The 18355-nt window shown below is 58.3% G+C and carries 16 protein-coding genes; all 16 read left to right on the top strand.

The annotated features are described in order from the left end of the window. Positions 1-15 precede the first annotated feature (15 nt). The 16 genes from rpsB to dnaE all read left to right on the top strand — a co-directional run bounded on the left by rpsB (position 16) and on the right by dnaE (position 18279). Positions 16-753, top strand: coding sequence for a 30S ribosomal protein S2 (gene rpsB / locus ACYZUD_RS16995; RefSeq protein ID WP_003219330.1), 738 nt, complete (start codon positions 16-18; stop codon positions 751-753). 192 nt (positions 754-945) lie between these two features. Beyond that, the gene (tsf, locus tag ACYZUD_RS16990; protein WP_154997187.1) at positions 946-1809 is read left to right on the top strand and encodes a translation elongation factor Ts; all 864 of its coding nucleotides are present in this window, start codon (positions 946-948) and stop codon (positions 1807-1809) included. A 210-nt stretch (positions 1810-2019) separates the two neighbouring features. After that, positions 2020-2763 (top strand): UMP kinase, encoded by a 744-nt coding sequence (gene pyrH, locus ACYZUD_RS16985; RefSeq protein WP_003172271.1) that lies wholly within the window; start codon positions 2020-2022, stop codon positions 2761-2763. Then, positions 2760-3317 carry a ribosome recycling factor gene (gene frr / locus ACYZUD_RS16980; RefSeq protein ID WP_008028968.1) on the top strand — a complete coding sequence of 186 codons (558 nt, stop codon included), beginning with the start codon at positions 2760-2762 and terminating at the stop codon, positions 3315-3317. The genes pyrH and frr overlap by 4 nt, the downstream gene beginning before the upstream one ends. A 13-nt stretch (positions 3318-3330) precedes the next feature. Next, on the top strand, positions 3331-4086 hold the full coding sequence (uppS, locus tag ACYZUD_RS16975) for a polyprenyl diphosphate synthase (protein WP_462019343.1): 756 nt from the start codon (positions 3331-3333) through the stop codon (positions 4084-4086). Continuing rightward, positions 4086-4892, top strand: coding sequence for a phosphatidate cytidylyltransferase (locus tag ACYZUD_RS16970; protein ID WP_462019342.1), 807 nt, complete (start codon positions 4086-4088; stop codon positions 4890-4892). The genes uppS and ACYZUD_RS16970 overlap by 1 nt, the downstream gene beginning before the upstream one ends. Beyond that, on the top strand, positions 4889-6079 hold the full coding sequence (gene ispC, locus ACYZUD_RS16965) for a 1-deoxy-D-xylulose-5-phosphate reductoisomerase (protein WP_462019341.1): 1191 nt from the start codon (positions 4889-4891) through the stop codon (positions 6077-6079). Before ACYZUD_RS16970 ends, ispC begins: the two co-directional genes overlap by 4 nt. A gap of 53 nt (positions 6080-6132) precedes the next feature. Beyond that, positions 6133-7485: a sigma E protease regulator RseP gene (gene rseP / locus ACYZUD_RS16960; RefSeq protein ID WP_462019340.1), complete on the top strand. Its 1353-nt coding sequence runs from the start codon at positions 6133-6135 to the stop codon at positions 7483-7485. Positions 7486-7557: 72 nt separating this feature from the next. Further along, the gene (gene bamA / locus ACYZUD_RS16955; RefSeq protein WP_462019339.1) at positions 7558-9933 is read left to right on the top strand and encodes an outer membrane protein assembly factor BamA; all 2376 of its coding nucleotides are present in this window, start codon (positions 7558-7560) and stop codon (positions 9931-9933) included. A gap of 45 nt (positions 9934-9978) precedes the next feature. Then, positions 9979-10482 (top strand): OmpH/Skp family outer membrane protein, encoded by a 504-nt coding sequence (locus ACYZUD_RS16950; protein ID WP_008028980.1) that lies wholly within the window; start codon positions 9979-9981, stop codon positions 10480-10482. Between the two features lie 3 nt (positions 10483-10485). Further along, complete coding sequence (gene lpxD / locus ACYZUD_RS16945) at positions 10486-11541, top strand: UDP-3-O-(3-hydroxymyristoyl)glucosamine N-acyltransferase (RefSeq protein WP_462019338.1); 1056 nt, start codon at positions 10486-10488, stop codon at positions 11539-11541. Positions 11542-11649: 108 nt separating this feature from the next. Continuing rightward, on the top strand, positions 11650-12090 hold the full coding sequence (fabZ, locus tag ACYZUD_RS16940; protein ID WP_008154051.1) for a 3-hydroxyacyl-ACP dehydratase FabZ: 441 nt from the start codon (positions 11650-11652) through the stop codon (positions 12088-12090). Continuing rightward, the gene (gene lpxA, locus ACYZUD_RS16935; protein WP_462019337.1) at positions 12087-12863 is read left to right on the top strand and encodes an acyl-ACP--UDP-N-acetylglucosamine O-acyltransferase; all 777 of its coding nucleotides are present in this window, start codon (positions 12087-12089) and stop codon (positions 12861-12863) included. The genes fabZ and lpxA overlap by 4 nt, the downstream gene beginning before the upstream one ends. A gap of 2 nt (positions 12864-12865) precedes the next feature. After that, positions 12866-13996 (top strand): lipid-A-disaccharide synthase, encoded by a 1131-nt coding sequence (gene lpxB, locus ACYZUD_RS16930; RefSeq protein WP_462019336.1) that lies wholly within the window; start codon positions 12866-12868, stop codon positions 13994-13996. A gap of 11 nt (positions 13997-14007) precedes the next feature. After that, positions 14008-14634, top strand: a complete 627-nt coding sequence (gene rnhB / locus ACYZUD_RS16925) for a ribonuclease HII (protein WP_462025054.1) — start codon at positions 14008-14010, stop codon at positions 14632-14634. A 123-nt stretch (positions 14635-14757) separates the two neighbouring features. Further along, complete coding sequence (dnaE, locus tag ACYZUD_RS16920) at positions 14758-18279, top strand: DNA polymerase III subunit alpha (protein ID WP_462019335.1); 3522 nt, start codon at positions 14758-14760, stop codon at positions 18277-18279. Positions 18280-18355 lie beyond the last annotated feature (76 nt).

The following is an 18355-nucleotide window of genomic DNA, read 5'->3' as shown; positions in this document are numbered from 1 at the left end:
TATTAAGGAACTATCATGTCCCAAGTCAACATGCGCGATATGCTGAAGGCCGGTGTGCACTTCGGTCACCAGACCCGTTACTGGAACCCGAAAATGGGTAAATACATTTTCGGCGCGCGTAACAAGATCCACATCATCAACCTTGAAAAAACCCTGCCAATGTTCAACGAAGCTCTGACTTTCGTAGAGCGTCTGGCCCAGGGCAAAAACAAGATTCTGTTCGTCGGCACCAAGCGTTCCGCTGGCAAGATCGTTGCTGAAGAAGCAGCACGTTGCGGTTCGCCGTACGTCGATCACCGCTGGTTGGGCGGCATGCTGACCAACTTCAAAACCATCCGTGCTTCCATCAAGCGTCTGCGTGACCTTGAAGTGCAAGCCGAAGACGGTACTTTCGCCAAGCTGACCAAGAAAGAAGCGCTGATGCGCACTCGCGATCTTGAGAAGCTCGATCGTTCCCTGGGTGGTATCAAGGACATGGGCGGTCTGCCAGACGCTCTGTTCGTTATCGACGTTGATCACGAGCGTATCGCGATCACCGAAGCCAACAAGCTGGGCATCCCGGTTATCGGCGTAGTCGATACCAACAGCAGCCCGGAAGGCGTTGACTACATCATCCCAGGCAACGATGACGCAATCCGCGCTATCCAGCTGTACATGGGTTCGATGGCTGACGCTGTAATCCGCGGTCGCAACCACGTTGCTGGCGGCACCGAGCAGTTCGTTGAAGAAGCTCCGGTAGCAGCAGCTGAGTAATTGACGCCTTGGCGTTGACTCAGTAAGCAAAAAGGGGGCTTGGCCCCCTTTTTGCCACCTCGAAAACCATTTGTGAGCGGCGCAGCTACAGCCTCTGTAACGTGCAGCTGCTAACAAGGGTGGTTCGGGAAGAATTGATCGCCCGTTCGATCGGGTGGAATGGTTGAAAACCTATCCAAGAGGAATTTTGAAATGGCAGAGATTACTGCAGCGTTGGTCAAAGAACTGCGCGAGCGTACTGGCGAAGGCATGATGGACTGCAAAAAGGCCTTGACCAAGGCTGGCGGCGACATCGAAAAAGCCATTGATGACATGCGTGCTTCGGGTGCCATCAAGGCTGCCAAGAAAGCAGGTAACGTTGCCGCTGAAGGCGCGATCGCTCTTAAAGAAGACGGTAAATCCGCCGTTCTGCTGGAAGTGAACTCGCAGACCGACTTCCTGGCTCTGCAGGACGACTTCAAGGCATTTGTTGCTGCTAGCGTTGAAAAAGCGTTCGCTGACAAACTGACTGACGTCGCTCCGCTGATCGAAGCTCAAGAAGCCGATCGCCTGGTTCTGGTCGGCAAGGTTGGCGAAAACGTCAATATCCGTCGCCTGGCTCGGGTTGAAGGTGATGTTGTTGGTGGTTACCTGCACGGCAACAAGATCGGTGTTGCGGTTGTTCTGAAGGGCGGCAACGTTGAGCTGGCCAAAGACATCGCTATGCACGTAGCGGCCACCAACCCTGAATTCCTGCTGCCATCGGAAGTTTCCGCTGAAGCGGTCGAGCGCGAGAAAGGCGTGTTCCTGACCCTCAACGCTGACAAGATCGCCGGCAAGCCAGAAAACATCGTTGAAAACATGGTCAAAGGCCGTATCAGCAAGTTCCTGGCTGAAGCGAGCCTGGTTGAACAGGCGTTCGTCAAGAACCCTGAAATCAAGGTTGGCGAACTGGCCAAGAAAGCCGGTGCAGAAATCGTTTCTTTCACCTACTTCAAAGTAGGCGAAGGCATCGAGAAGCCGGTCGACAACTTCGCTGAAGAAGTTGCTGCCCAGCTGGCTGCCGCCAAGCAATAAGACGGTTTTTTAACTGTCGCCCTGAAGAGGCTGCCCGCTTACGCGCGCAGCCTCTTTTCAGATGGGGCACCAATTTTTATTGGTTTCCCTTTGGAACTGGCTTACAAAGCCATGTTCCGATGGCGCTGAAGCAGCGCCAAGCTAGAGTGAACGCCAGCTGTAAACAGCTCGCAAAGAATTTTTTAAAATACGCCGCAGGAGAGATTCGCAATGGCTCAGCAGGGCAGTGGTTATCAGGCTCGCTATAAACGCATTCTACTCAAGCTTAGCGGCGAGGCCCTGATGGGCTCGGAAGAGTTCGGGATCGATCCGAAAGTTCTGGATCGCATGGCGCTGGAAGTCGGCCAACTGGTCGGCATCGGTGTCCAGGTCGGTCTGGTGATCGGCGGCGGCAACCTGTTCCGCGGTGCAGCGCTGAGCGCGGCCGGCATGGATCGGGTCACCGGTGACCACATGGGCATGCTGGCCACTGTGATGAACGCCCTGGCCATGCGTGACGCGCTGGAACGTGCCAATATCTCGGCCATCGTGATGTCGGCCATTTCCATGGTTGGCGTGACCGATCACTATGATCGCCGCAAAGCCATGCGCCACTTGAACGCCAAGGAAGTCGTGATTTTCGCGGCCGGTACTGGTAACCCGTTCTTCACCACGGATTCGGCAGCGTGCCTGCGTGCAATCGAGATCGATGCCGATGTGGTGCTCAAGGCAACCAAGGTCGATGGCGTCTACACCGCTGACCCGTTCAAAGACCCGCATGCCGAGAAGTTCGATCATCTGACCTACGATGAAGTGCTGGATCGCAAGTTGGGCGTGATGGATCTGACCGCCATTTGCCTGTGCCGCGACCACAAGATGCCGTTGCGTGTATTTAACATGAACAAGCCCGGCGCCCTGCTGAACATTGTGCATGGCGGCGCTGAAGGGACCCTGATCGAGGAAGGCCAACAATGATCAACGAAATCAAGAAAGACGCTAAAGAGCGTATGCAGAAATCCGTCGAGTCGCTGATGCACAACTTCGGCCGTATTCGTACCGGCCAGGCGCACCCGAGCATTCTGGAAGGCGTGATGGTGCCATATTACGGTTCCGACACCCCGATCAAGCAAGTGGCGAACATCACTGTCAAAGACGCCCGTACCCTGCAAGTCGTTGCCTTTGAGCGCAACATGCTGGGTGCCGTCGACAAAGCCATCGGCAGCGCCGGTCTGAACCTCAACCCGACCAACCTCGGTGAGCTGCTGCTGATTTCCATGCCGGCCCTGACCGAAGAAACCCGCAAGGGCTTCACCAAGCAGGCTCGTGATGTCGCGGAAGATGCCCGTGTTGCCGTGCGCAACATCCGTCGTGACGCGAACAGCCAGCTCAAGGATCTGGTCAAGGAAAAGGAAATCAGCGAAGACGAAGAGCGTCGCGCCACTGGCGAAATTGATGATCTGACCAAAAAGTACGTGGCTGAAATCGACGCGAATTTGGCGCAGAAAGAAAAAGACCTGATGGCCGTATAAGGGTCGCGTTTTCATGGATAAGACCAAGCAGACTGTGCCGTCCGCGGTGCCGCGCCATGTCGCGATCATCATGGATGGTAATAATCGCTGGGCGAAAAAACGCTTTATGCCGGGTGTCGCCGGGCATAAAGCGGGTGTGGATGCTGTTCGCGCGGTGATCGAGGTGTGTGCTGAGGCCAAGGTCGAAGTATTGACCCTGTTCGCCTTCTCCAGCGAGAACTGGCAGCGTCCGGCCGATGAGGTCAGTGCCTTGATGGACCTGTTCTTCAAGGCATTGCGTCGAGAGGCCAAGCGTCTCAACGACAACAACATCAGTTTGCGCATCATTGGCGATCGTTCGCGTTTCCATCCAGAGCTTCAGGCGGCCATGCGCGAGGCTGAAGCCATGACGGCGGGCGCCAATCGTTTCGTCCTGCAGATCGCCGCCAATTACGGCGGTCAGTGGGACATCGCGCAAGCCGCGCAGCGTCTGGCGCGGGAAGTCCAGGCCGGCCATCTGCGTCCGGAAGACATTACCCCGGAACTGTTGCAGACCTGCCTGGCCACCGGCGACCTGCCGTTGCCGGACCTGTGCATTCGCACCGGTGGCGAACACCGCATCAGCAACTTCCTGCTGTGGCAACTGGCCTACGCCGAGTTGTACTTCTCCGACCTGTTCTGGCCGGACTTCAAACACGACGCCATGCGCACCGCGTTGGCCGATTTCGCTTCTCGTCAGCGCCGCTTCGGTAAAACGAGCGAGCAGGTCGAGGCTGGAGCCCGGGTTTAATGCTTAAACAACGAATCATCACTGCGCTGATCCTGCTGCCGATTGCCCTGTGCGGTTTTTTCCTGCTCGAGGGGTCCGGTTTTGCGCTGTTCATCGGGCTGGTCGTGACCCTCGGTGCCTGGGAATGGGCTCGCCTGGCGGGTTTCACCGAGCAGCCGATCCGCGTTGCCTATGCGGCTGTGGTCGCGTTGATGCTGTTTGTCATGCACATCCTGCCAGGCCTTGCGCCGTGGGTGTTGGGGGCGTCGGTGCTCTGGTGGGGTGTTGCTACCTACCTGGTGCTGACTTACCCGCGTTCCAGCGAACACTGGTCCAGCGCCGCCTGCAAGCTGGTGATCGGTCTGCTGATCTTGTTGCCGGCCTGGCAGGGTCTGGTCCAGATCAAGCAGGAGCCTTTGGGCAACTGGCTGATCATGGCGGTGATGGTGCTGGTCTGGGGGGCCGATATCGGTGCTTACTTTTCCGGTCGGGCCTTCGGCAAGCGCAAGCTGGCGCCGCAGGTCAGTCCCGGCAAAAGCTGGGAAGGCGTGTATGGCGGTCTGGCGCTGAGCCTGGTGATCACCGCAATCGTCGGTTTTGTGCGCGACTGGAGTTTCGTTCAGATACTGATGGGGCTGATGGGCGCCGCAGTGATCGTGTTTGTCTCGGTGGTGGGTGACCTCACCGAAAGCATGTTCAAGCGCCAGTCCGGGGTCAAGGACAGCAGCAATCTGCTGCCGGGTCACGGCGGCGTTCTGGATCGTATCGACAGTCTGACAGCCGCGATACCGGCGTTTGCCGTGCTCCTGTGGATGGCTGCACCGTGAGCCGCCCACAACAGATTACCGTCCTGGGCGCTACCGGCTCGATCGGTTTGAGCACCCTCGACGTCATCGCCCGTCATCCGGAGCGGTTTCAGGTTTTCGCCTTGAGCGGTTTCACCCGGCTGAGTGAGCTGCACGCGTTGTGCGTGCGTCATGCGCCGCAGTTTGCCGTGGTGCCTGAGGCGAGCGCTGCACGGGGCTTGCAGGACGACCTGCGCGCAGCCGGTCTGTCGACCCGCGTTCTGGTGGGGGAGGAGGGCCTGTGTCAGGTGGCTTCCGATTCTGAGGTCGATGCGGTCATGGCGGCCATCGTCGGTGCGGCGGGCTTGCGTCCGACCCTGGCGGCGGTCGAGGCCGGCAAGAAAATCCTCCTGGCCAACAAAGAAGCACTGGTGATGTCCGGTGCGCTGTTCATGCAGGCGGTGCGCAAAAGTGGTTCGGTGCTGCTGCCGATCGACAGCGAGCACAACGCGATTTTCCAGTGCATGCCGCAGGATTTCGCCCGTGGTCTTGGCGCGGTCGGTGTCCGTCGGATTTTACTGACAGCCTCTGGCGGTCCGTTCCGGCAGACGCCAATGGCTGAGCTGGTGCATGTTACCCCTGACCAGGCCTGTGCCCACCCTAACTGGTCCATGGGCCGCAAGATTTCGGTCGATTCGGCCAGCATGATGAACAAGGGGCTCGAACTGATCGAGGCGTGCTGGCTGTTCGATGCCAAACCGTCACAGGTCGAAGTGGTGATTCACTCACAAAGTGTGATTCATTCGCTGGTCGACTATATCGACGGTTCGGTATTGGCCCAGTTAGGCAACCCGGACATGCGCACGCCGATTGCCAATGCCTTGGCCTGGCCAGAACGTATCGATTCGGGAGTTGCACCGCTGGATCTGTTTGCCATCGCACGTCTGGATTTCCAGGCGCCCGACGAAGAGCGCTTCCCGTGCCTGCGTCTGGCGCGTCAGGCGGCCGAGGCGGGTAACAGCGCGCCGGCCATGCTCAACGCGGCGAATGAAGTGGCCGTTGCAGCCTTTCTCGACGGGCGGGTTCGCTATCTGGAAATCGCGAGTATCATCGAAGAGGTCTTGAATCTCGAGCCTGTGGTTGCGGTAGATGATCTTGAGGCGGTGTTTACGGCTGACGCGAAAGCGCGAGTACTGGCCGGGCAATGGTTGAGTCGTCACGGGCGGTAAGTGCTGCAACACGTCGGCCCATGCAGCACTGGATAGGATTGCGGAGAAAGTAGATGAGCGCGCTCTATATGATTGTCGGCACCCTGATAGCCTTGGGCGTGCTGGTCACCTTCCACGAATTCGGCCATTTCTGGGTCGCGCGTCGCTGTGGGGTCAAAGTGCTGCGTTTCTCCGTGGGCTTCGGTATGCCATTGCTGCGCTGGCACGACAAGAAAGGCACTGAATTCGTCGTCGCCGCCATCCCGCTGGGTGGCTATGTGAAGATGCTCGACGAGCGCGAAGGCGAGGTGCCGGCCGATCAGCTCGATCAATCGTTCAATCGCAAATCCGTTCGTCAGCGCATCGCCATCGTGTCGGCCGGCCCGATTGCCAACTTTTTGCTGGCGATGATTTTTTTCTGGGTGCTCGCCATGCTCGGTAGCGAGCAAGTGCGCCCTGTTATTGGTGCCGTCGAATCCGGCAGTATCGCCGCCAAGGCTGGTTTGAGCCCAGGTCAGGAAATCATCGCCATCGATGGCGAACCGACCTCCGGCTGGGGTGCAGTGAATCTGCAACTGGTTCGTCGTCTCGGTGAAAGCGGTTCCCTGCAGCTGCTAGTCCGTGAGCAGGGTTCCACGGCGGATTCCCCTCGTGAGCTGATGCTGGATAAATGGCTCAAGGGTGCCGACGAACCGGATCCGATCCGCTCGCTGGGTATTCGCCCTTGGCGCCCGGCGTTGCCGCCGGTATTGGCCGAACTTGATCCAAAAGGCCCGGCGCAGGCTGCGGGCCTGAAAACCGGTGACCGGTTATTGGCCCTTGATGGCACGTCGCTGGATGACTGGCAGCAGGTGGTCGACACCGTCCGTATGCATCCGGATACCAAAATCATGCTGCGCGTCGAGCGCGATGGTGCTCAAATCGACGTCCCTGTGACGCTGGCTGCGCGCGGCGAGAGCAAGGCACCCAGTGGTTACCTGGGGGCCGGGGTGAAAGCAATCGACTGGCCGCCGGAGATGATTCGCGAGGTCAGTTACGGTCCGGTGGCAGCGATTGGGGAGGGTGCTCGACGCACCTGGACCATGAGCGTACTGACCCTCGATTCGCTCAAGAAAATGTTGTTCGGCGAGCTCTCGGTAAAAAACTTGAGTGGACCGATAACCATTGCTAAAGTGGCGGGCGCTTCTGCCCAGTCGGGTGTCGCTGATTTCCTGAATTTCCTTGCTTATCTGAGTATTAGCTTGGGGGTTCTGAATTTGTTGCCCATTCCTGTACTGGATGGGGGACATTTGTTGTTTTATCTGATCGAGTGGGCGCGTGGTCGTCCCTTGTCGGATCGGGTGCAAGGTTGGGGGATACAGATCGGTATCAGTTTGGTGGTCGGGGTGATGTTGCTTGCTCTGGTCAATGATCTGGGTCGACTGTAACGCTTCGCTGAATTGCGAATCTGCCGCATTTTGCGGCAGTTTTTATTGCCAGTTGGAATAAGAAAGGACTTCATGAAACGTCTGCTGCTAACTGCGGTTCTCACCGTATTGATGATCGCCGAAGTTCACGCCGAGTCCTTCACTATCTCTGATATTCGCGTCAATGGCCTCCAGCGGGTCTCCGCGGGTAGCGTCTTTGGTGCCTTGCCGTTGAACGTCGGTGAGCAGGCTGACGATCGTCGCCTGGTGGAATCCACTCGTGCGTTGTTCAAAACCGGGTTCTTTCAAGATATCCAGCTGGGTCGCGATGGCAACGTCCTGGTCATCACGGTCGTCGAGCGTCCGTCGGTCGCCAGTATCGAGATCGACGGTAACAAGGCGATCTCCACTGAAGACCTGATGAAAGGCCTCAAACAATCCGGTCTGGCCGAAGGCGAGATCTTCCAGCGCGCCACCCTCGAAGGTGTGCGTAACGAGCTGCAGCGCCAGTACGTCGCTCAGGGTCGCTACTCGGCCACCGTCGACACCGAAGTGGTGCCGCAGCCGCGTAACCGCGTTGCGCTGAAGGTCAATATCAACGAAGGCACCGTTGCGGCTATCCAGCACATCAACGTGGTGGGTAACACCGTCTTCCCTGATGAAGACCTGATCGACTTGTTCGAACTCAAGACCACCAACTGGCTGTCGTTCTTCAAGAACGATGACAAGTACGCTCGTGAAAAACTCTCCGGTGACCTGGAGCGTCTGCGTTCCTACTACCTGGACCGTGGCTATATCAACATGGATATCGCTTCGACCCAGGTGTCCATTACCCCGGACAAGAAGCACGTCTACATCACCGTCAACGTCAACGAAGGCGAAAAGTACACCGTTCGTGACGTCAAGCTGAGCGGTGACCTGAAAGTCCCAGAAGATCAGGTCAAATCCCTGTTGCTGGTTCAGAAAGGCCAGGTGTTCTCGCGCAAGCTGATGACCACCACCTCCGAACTGATCACCCGCCGTCTGGGTAACGAGGGTTATACCTTCGCTAACGTCAACGGCGTGCCTCAGCCTCACGATGACGATCACACGGTAGACATCACCTTCGCCGTCGATCCGGGCAAGCGTGCCTACGTAAACCGCATCAACTTCCGTGGCAACACCAAGTCCGAAGACGAAGTGCTGCGCCGTGAAATGCGTCAGATGGAAGGCGGCTGGGCTTCGACCTACCTGATCGACCAATCCAAGACACGTCTTGAGCGTCTGGGCTTCTTCAAGGAAGTCAACGTCGAAACGCCGGCTGTGCCAGGTGTCGACGATCAGGTTGACGTTAACTACAGCGTTGAAGAGCAAGCCTCCGGTTCGATCACCGCCAGCGTCGGTTTTGCCCAGAGCGCCGGTTTGATCCTCGGTGGTTCGATCACCCAGAACAACTTCCTGGGTACCGGCAACAAGGTCAGCATTGGCTTGACCCGCAGCGAATACCAGAGCCGCTATAACTTCGGTTATGTCGACCCGTACTGGACCGCTGATGGCGTGAGCCTGGGTTACAACGCGTTCTATCGCACCACCGACTACGACGATCTCGATGTCGACGTAGCCAGCTATGCCGTAGACAGCCTCGGTGCAGGCGTGAGCGTCGGTTACCCGATCAGCGAGACTTCGCGTCTGACCTTCGGCCTGACTGCGCAACAAGACAAGATCAAGACTGGCCTGTACACCGTTGACGAGATCTTCGACTTCGTTAACAAGGAAGGCGACAGCTACCTGAACTTCAAGGCGTCGGCCGGTTGGTCCGAGTCGACCCTGAACAAGGGCGTGCTCGCGACGCGTGGTCATTCCCAGAGCCTTGTGCTGGAAACCACGACGCCTGGCAGCGACCTGTCGTTCTTCAAGCTCGACTACCGTGGTCAGTTGTTCCAGCCGTTGACCGAAAACTACACCATGCGCCTGCATACCGAATTGGGTTATGGCGACGGTTACGGTTCGACCGATGGCTTGCCGTTCTATGAAAACTACTATGCTGGTGGTTTCAACTCGGTTCGTGGCTTCAAGGACAGCACCCTCGGTCCTCGCAGTACACCAAGTACCGGTCGGAACCCTGGCACTGCGCTCGACCCGGACCAGGATCCTCTGCCGTTCGGTGGTAACGTCCTGATCCAGGGCGGTGTGGAGATCCTGTTCCCTCTGCCGTTCGTCAAGGATCAACGTTCCCTGCGCACTTCGGTATTCTGGGACGTGGGTAACGTATTCGACTCGCAGTGCAAGTCGAGCACGAATGCCGATGGTTCGAGATCCAATACGCAGTGCAACGACATCAGCCTGAGCAACATGGCCAGCTCTGTCGGTGTAGGTGTGACCTGGGTTACCGCACTGGGTCCTCTGAGTTTCGCGTTGGCCATGCCGATCAAGAAACCGGATGAGGCTGAAACTCAAGTGTTCCAATTCTCCCTCGGCCAGACGTTCTAAGCGTCTGACCCAAGATAACGACAATGGATTTTGTAGGAGTGCATCGTGCGTAAGTTGACTCAATTGGTTCTCCTGGCGACCGTACTGGTAGCAGGTCCGGCTTTTGCCGACATGAAAATCGCCGTTCTGAACTATCAGATGGCTCTGCTGGAATCCGATGCGGCCAAGAAGTACGCCGTGGATGCCGAGAAGAAGTTCGGTCCTCAGCTGACCAAGCTCAAGACGCTGGAAAGCAGCGCCAAAGGCATCCAGGATCGTCTGATGGCTGGTGGCGACAAGATGCAGCAAGGCGAGCGTGAACGCCTGGAACTCGAGTTCAAGCAAAAGGCCCGTGACTTCCAGTTCCAGTCCAAGGAATTGAACGAAGCCAAAGCCGTTGCCGACCGTGAAATGCTGAAGCAGCTCAAGCCGAAACTGGACAGCGCTGTGGAAGAAGTCATCAAGAAAGGTGCTTTTGACCTGGTCTTCGAGCGTGGCGCAGTGATTGATGTCAAGCCTCAGTACGACATCACTCGCCAGGTTATCGAGCGCATGAATCAGCTGAAGTAATCCATGACAGCGACTATAAAACTCGGCCAGTTGGCCGAGTTCCTCGGCGCCACCCTACGTGGCGACCCGGAGAAGGAAATTACTGGGCTAGCCACTTTGCAAGAGGCTGGCCCAGCTCAGTTGAGCTTTCTGGCAAATCCTCAATACCGTAAATTCCTGGCTGACAGCCGGGCCGCAGCCGTGTTGCTGAAGGCTGCTGACGCTGAAGGTTTTGCCGGTGATGCGCTGGTGGTACCCGATCCGTACCTGTCTTATGCACGTGTTTCCCATCTGTTCGATCCCAAGCCCAAGGCGACTGCCGGTATTCATCCGACGGCGGTAGTGGCGCCGGACGCGGTGGTCGATCCGGCGGCGAGTATCGGTGCCTTTGCCGTGATCGAAAGCGCAGCGCGTATTGCTGCGGGTGTGACGGTGGGTGCGCACTGCTTCATCGGCGCTCGCAGCGAGATAGGCGAGGGTGGTTGGCTCGCCCCGCGCGTCACGCTGTATCACGATGTGCGCATTGGTAAGCGGGTGGTGATTCAATCCGGTGCCGTGCTGGGTGGCGAAGGCTTCGGTTTTGCCAACGAGAAAGGTATCTGGCAGAAAATCGCCCAGATCGGTGGTGTTCTGGTCGGTGACGATGTGGAGATCGGTGTGAATACCGCCATCGACCGCGGTGCGTTGGCCGATACCGTCATCGGTAATGGCGTTAAGCTCGACAATCAGATTCAGATCGCCCATAACGTCCAGGTCGGTGATCACACGGCCATGGCGGCGTGTGTGGGGATTTCCGGCAGCACCAAAATCGGCAAGCATTGCATGCTCGCCGGTGGCGTAGGGTTGGTGGGGCATATCGAAATTTGCGACAAGGTTTTCATCACCGGGATGACGATGGTGACCCACTCGATTACCGAGCCGGGTTCCTATTCTTCCGGTACGGCCATGCAACCGGCTGCCGAATGGCGCAAAAGTGCGGCACGTCTGCGTCAGCTCGATGACATCGCGCGGCGGCTGCGACAGCTGGAAAAGCGAGTAGGGGAAGTGACCCCTGACGGTAATGCTTCATCAGATGGCTGATACCATTTCCATATCAAGTGTGCACAGCCGCTAGACTGCCTCCTTGATTTGCTAGAGGAGCGCGCGTCAGTCGCGCGTTCCCAATCTTTACATAGGCTTCCCCCCGAAATGATGGACATCAACGAGATTCGCGAATACCTGCCTCACCGTTACCCGTTCCTGCTGGTGGACCGGGTCGTGGATCTGGATGTGGAAGGCAAGCGCATTCGCGCCTACAAGAATGTCAGCATCAACGAACCGTTCTTCAATGGTCACTTCCCTGCGCATCCAATCATGCCGGGCGTGTTGATCATCGAAGCGATGGCTCAGGCTGCCGGTATCCTTGGCTTCAAAATGCTCGACGTGAAGCCCGCCGACGGCACGCTTTACTACTTCGTCGGCTCCGACAAGCTGCGTTTTCGCCAGCCCGTCACCCCAGGCGATCAGTTGATCCTCGAAGCCCGCTTCATCAGCTGCAAGCGCCAGATCTGGAAGTTCGAGTGCCAGGCTTCGGTCGATGGCAAGCCAGTCTGCTCCGCTGAAATCATCTGCGCGGAACGCAAACTATGAGTTTGATTGACCCTCGCGCAATCATCGATCCGACGGCCATCCTGGCCGACGACGTCGAGGTCGGCCCTTGGTCGATCATCGGCGCAGGTGTGGAAATCGGCGAGGGAACAGTGATCGGGCCGCATGTGATTCTCAAAGGCCCGACCCGAATCGGAAAGCACAACCGCATCTACCAGTTTTCTTCGGTAGGCGAGGACACGCCCGATCTGAAATACAAGGGTGAAGAAACCCGTCTGGTCATCGGTGACCACAACGTCATCCGTGAAGGCGTGACGATTCACCGCGGGACCATTCAGGACCGTTCGGAAACGACCCTGGGCGATCACAACCTGATCATGGCCTATGCCCACATCGGCCACGACAGCGTCATCGGCAACCACTGCATCCTGGTCAACAACACTGCGTTGGCGGGCCATGTGCACGTCGAAGATTGGGCGATCCTGTCCGGTTTTACCCTGGTTCACCAGTATTGCCACATCGGCGCCCACAGCTTTTCCGGCATGGGCACTGCGATTGGCAAGGACGTTCCTGCGTACGTCACGGTGTTCGGCAACCCGGCCGAAGCCCGCAGCATGAACTTCGAAGGCATGCGCCGTCGTGGTTTCAGCGAAGACGCGATCCACGCCCTGCGTCGTGCCTACAAGGTGGTTTACCGCCAGGGCCTGACGGTTGAACAGGCACTCGCCGAACTGATCGAGCCCTCGGCCCAGTTCCCGGAAGTCGCGGTGTTCCGTGATTCCATCCAGTCTTCGACCCGCGGCATCACTCGTTAATCATGGCCAATCTGCGTATTGCGCTGGTGGCGGGTGAGGCTTCCGGTGACATTCTGGGCGCGGGACTCATGCGCGCACTCAAGGCTCGGCACCCAGCGGTCGAGTTCATCGGTGTCGGCGGCCCGCTGATGCAAGCCGAAGGGCTGACCTCGTATTTTCCGATGGAACGTCTTTCTGTGATGGGCCTGGTGGAAGTGCTGGGCCGGTTGCGCGAGTTGCTCAAGCGCCGCAAGAAGCTGATCGCGGACCTGATCGCCGAGAAGCCGGACGTGTTCATCGGTATCGATGCCCCGGACTTCACCCTCAATATCGAACTCAAACTGCGTCAAGCCGGGATCAAGACCGTGCATTACGTCAGTCCGTCGGTCTGGGCGTGGCGGCAGAAGCGGGTGCTGAAGATTCGCGAAGGCTGCGACCTGATGCTGACGCTGTTCCCGTTCGAAGCGAAATTCTATGAAGAGAAGGGCGTGCCGGTGCGGTTTGTCGGGCACTCCCTGGCCGATGCGATTCCGCTTGAAGCGGATCGCGCCGCCGCGCGGGCCGAACTCGGCTTGCCAGATGGGCCGTTGGTCGCCCTGATGCCCGGCAGTCGCGGTGGTGAAGTTGGCCGTCTCGGTGCGTTGTTCCTCGATACCGCCCAGCGTCTGCGAGCCCTGCGCCCTGGCGTGCGGTTCGTCATGCCTTGCGCCAGTCCCGAGCGCCGCAAGCAACTTGAAGAGCTGCTGGCCGGCCGCGATCTGCCGCTGACCTTGCTCGATGGCAAATCCCATCTGGCCCTGGCGGCCTGCGACGCGGTACTGATTGCCTCCGGAACGGCAACCCTTGAGGCGTTGTTGTACAAGCGGCCGATGGTGGTCGCCTACCGTTTGGCGCCGCTGACGTTCTGGATTCTCAAGCGCATGGTGAAAAGCCCCTACGTCTCGTTGCCGAACCTGCTGGCCCAGCGTCTTTTGGTGCCTGAGTTGTTGCAGGACGATGCGACGGTCGAAGCCCTGGCCCAGACCTTGTCGCCGTTGATCGAGGATGGCGAAGAACAGACTCGCGGCTTCGACGAAATTCACCGGACCCTTCGTCTGGATGCCTCCAACCAGGCTGCGGATGCAGTGCTGAATCTGATCGGCCAAGTACAATGAGTAAAACAAGCATGCAAATGGGGCTGGATTTCACCTTGGTCGCTGAAGTCGAAGACCTGGTTGCCGGTGTTGACGAAGTCGGTCGCGGCCCGCTTTGCGGCGCCGTGGTGACAGCGGCTGTGATCCTCGATCCGAGCCGTCCGATCCTCGGTTTGAACGACTCGAAGAAACTCACTGAAGCCCGTCGCGAAAAACTCTACGACGAAATCTGCGAAAAAGCCCTGAGCTGGTGCATTGCCCGGGCCGAAGTCGAAGAAATCGACGAGCTGAACATTCTCCACGCCACCATGCTGGCCATGCAGCGTGCGATCGAAGGTCTGCATATTCAGCCGAAACTGGCGATGATCGACGGTAACCGCTGTCCGAAACTGTCCATGCGCGCCGAAGCGGTAATTCAGGGCGATGGCAAGGTACCGGCCATTGCTGCGGCATCGATCCTGGCCAAAGTCAGTCGCGACCGTGAAATGGCCGCATTCGAATTGATTTACCCGGGTTACGGCATCGGCGGCCACAAAGGCTACCCGACGCCCGTTCATCTGGAAGCCTTGGCACGCTTGGGCCCGACACCGATTCACCGCCGCTCGTTCGCCCCGGTACGCCTGGCTTATGAGGCGCGAGCAAGCCTGATCGAGAGTTAGTGGCAAGGCTGATGTTTTTGCCAAGGCCCGGTACAATCCGGCGATTTAAAGCGTACCAAGCGCAGTAGCTTTAAACTCCGGATTTCCGGGCCTTGTTGTCTTCACGTTTTAGACAGGATCACTATGCCGGCTTCATTCGTTCATCTACGCCTGCACACTGAATACTCCCTGGTCGACGGTCTGGTGCGGATCAAACCGCTGGTCAAGACCCTGGTCGGCATGAACATGCCTGCCGTAGCGGTCACCGACCAGAACAACATGTGTTCCCTGGTCAAATTCTATAAGGCGGCCATGGGTGCGGGGATCAAGCCGATCTGCGGCGCCGACCTGTGGTTGTCGAACAAGGATCCGGACAACCCGTTGAGCCGGATCAGCCTGCTGGCGATGAACGCCGTGGGTTATCGCAACCTCACCGAACTGATCTCGCGCGGCTTCATCGACGGTCAGCGCAATGGCTCGATCATTATCGAGCGCGAGTGGGTGGCCGAAGCCAGCGAAGGCTTGATCATGCTGTCGGCGGCGAAAGAGGGCGAAATCGGCCTGGCCATGCTCGGCGGCAACCCGGCGGAAGCCGAAACCCTGGCCCGCGAATGGATGGCGGTCTTCCCGGACCGTTTCTATCTGGAAATCCAGCGCACCAACCGCCCCAACGACGAAGAACAACTGCACGGCGCCGTGGCCCTGGCCGAGAAACTCGGCGCGCCGCTGGTCGCGACCAACGACGTGCGCTTTATCAAGCAGGAAGACTTCGAAGCTCACGAAACCCGCGTTTGCATCGGTGAGGGCCGCGCCCTCGACGATCCGCGGCGGTCGAAGAATTACAGCGATCAGCAGTACCTCAAAAGCGCCGAGGAAATGGCCGAGCTGTTCAGTGACATTCCCGAAGCGCTGGCCAATACCGTCGAGATCGCCAAGCGCTGCAACATCGAAGTGAAGCTGGGCAAGCACTTCCTGCCCAATTTCCCTATTCCCGATGGCATGACCATCGACGAGTATTTCCGCAAGGTGTCGTTCGATGGTCTGGAAGAACGACTCAGTGTGCTGCTGCCCAAGGACACCACGGAAGACTACGAGGCCAAGCGTCAGGTCTACGTCGACCGGCTGAATTTCGAGCTGGATATCATCATCCAGATGGGCTTCCCCGGTTACTTCCTGATCGTTATGGACTTTATCCAGTGGGCCAAGAACAACGGCGTACCGGTAGGTCCGGGCCGTGGGTCGGGTGCCGGGTCGCTGGTGGCCTACGTGCAGAAGATCACCGACCTTGACCCGCTGGAATATGACCTGCTGTTCGAACGTTTCCTTAACCCGGAACGGGTTTCCATGCCCGACTTCGACGTCGACTTCTGCATGGACGGTCGCGACCGCGTGATCGACTACGTGGCCGAGAAATACGGTCGCAACGCGGTAAGCCAGATCATCACCTTCGGTTCCATGGCGGCGAAAGCCGTGGTCCGTGACGTGGCGCGGGTGCAGGGCAAGTCCTACGGTCTGGCGGATCGTCTGTCGAAGATGATTCCGTTCGAAGTGGGCATGACCCTGGAAAAAGCCTACGAACAGGAAGAAATCCTGCGTGACTTCATCAAGGTCGATGAAGAGGCTGCGGAAATCTGGGAAATGGCCCGCAAGCTCGAAGGCGTTGTGCGTAACGTCGGCAAGCACGCCGGTGGTGTGGTGATCGCGCCGACCAAGCTGACTGACTTCTCGCCGATCTATTGCGACGAAGCCGGTGATGGACTGGTAACCCAGTTCGACAAGGATGACGTCGAGGCGGCGGGTCTGGTGAAGTTCGACTTCCTCGGTCTGCGAACCCTGACGATCATCGACTGGGCGCTGAAAACCATCAACCGCGAGCGTGCCAAGGTCAACGAGCCGCCGCTGGATATTGCTTTCATCCCTCTGGATGACAAGCCGACTTACCAATTGCTGCAAAAAGCCGAAACCACGGCGGTGTTCCAGCTTGAGTCGCGCGGGATGAAGGAGCTGATCAAAAAGCTCAAGCCCGACTGCCTGGAAGACTTGATCGCACTGGTGGCCCTGTTCCGTCCGGGCCCGCTGCAATCGGGCATGGTGGACGACTTCATCAACCGTAAGCACGGTCGCGCCGAACTGGCGTACCCGCACTCGGACTACCAGTACGAAGGCCTCAAGCCAGTATTGGCACCGACTTACGGCATCATCCTGTATCAGGAACAGGTGATGCAGATTGCCCAGGTCATGGCCGGTTACACCCTCGGCGGTGCGGACATGCTGCGTCGGGCCATGGGTAAGAAAAAACCCGAAGAAATGGCCAAGCAGCGCGGCGGCTTCATTGAAGGTTGCACCACCAACAACATTGATGCGGACCTGGCCGGTAACATTTTCGACCTGGTAGAAAAATTCGCCGGTTACGGCTTCAACAAATCCCACTCCGCCGCTTACGGCCTGGTGTCGTACCAGACGGCCTGGCTGAAAGCCCACTACCCGGCGCCGTTCATGGCCGCGGTACTCTCGGCGGATATGCACAACACCGACAAGGTCGTGACCTTGATCGAAGAAGTGCGGACCATGAAGCTGCGCCTCGACGCGCCGGACGTGAACACCTCGGAGTTCAAGTTCACGGTGAACGACGAAGGCCGCATCATTTACGGGCTGGGCGCGATCAAAGGCGTGGGCGAAGGTCCGGTCGAGGCGATCACTGAAGCGCGTCAGGACGGTCCGTTCACGGATCTGTTCGATTTCTGCGCCCGTGTCGATCTCAAACGTATCAACAAGCGCACCCTGGACGGTTTGATCCGCAGCGGTGCGCTGGATCGTCTGGGGCCGTTTTTTCATGACGAACCGAAAGCCTATCAAGCCAACATCGACCAAAATCGCGCGGTGTTGCTGACTGCGATGGAAGGGGCGATCAAGGCGGCCGAACAAACTGCACGCACACACGACAGTGGTCACGCGGACCTGTTCGGCGGGCTGTTTGTCGAGGAAGACGCCGATGTCTACGCCAATCACCGCAACGCGAAGGAGCTGACCCTCAAGGAACGCCTGAAAGGGGAAAAAGATACCCTGGGCCTGTACCTGACCGGTCACCCGATCGACGAATACGAAGGCGAGATCCGTCGCTTCGCCCGTCAGCGCATCATCGACCTGAAACCGGCTCGGGATACCCAGACGGTCGCGGGCATGATCATCGCCCTGCGAGTGATGAAGAACAAAAAGGGCGACAAGATGGGTTTCATCACCCTCGATGACCGCTCTGGCCGGATTGAAGCCTCGTTGTTCGCCGACGCGTTCCATTCGGCGCAGTCGTTGTTGCAGACCGACGCGATGGTGGTGGTTGAAGGCGAAGTCAGTAACGATGATTTCTCCGGTGGCCTGCGGTTGCGGGTCAAGCGGGTGATGAGCATGGAAGATGCGCGCACCAACCTGGCCGAAAGCCTGCGCTTGAAGCTGCAGACCAAGGACCTCAAGGGGGATCAGCTACGCTGGCTGGGTGAGTTGTTCAAGCGTCACCGCGGTGCGTGCCCGATCACCATGGAGTACACAAGTCCCGATGCGAAGGCCTTGCTGCAGTTCGGCGAGACCTGGCGGATCGATCCGGCGGATGCGTTGATTCAAGCCTTGCGTGACCAGTTCGGGCGAGACAACGTCTTCCTCCAATACCGTTGACGGCCAGGTGCCATTGATGCACCTGATCTCGACCCTGAATTTTTAATCTCGACCTGAACGCGCCTGTCCCTTAAGG

The organism is Pseudomonas sp. XS1P51, assembly GCF_054897845.1.
Note: the sequence above shows the minus strand (reverse complement) of the source record. Positions and strands in the feature narration are given on the sequence as shown.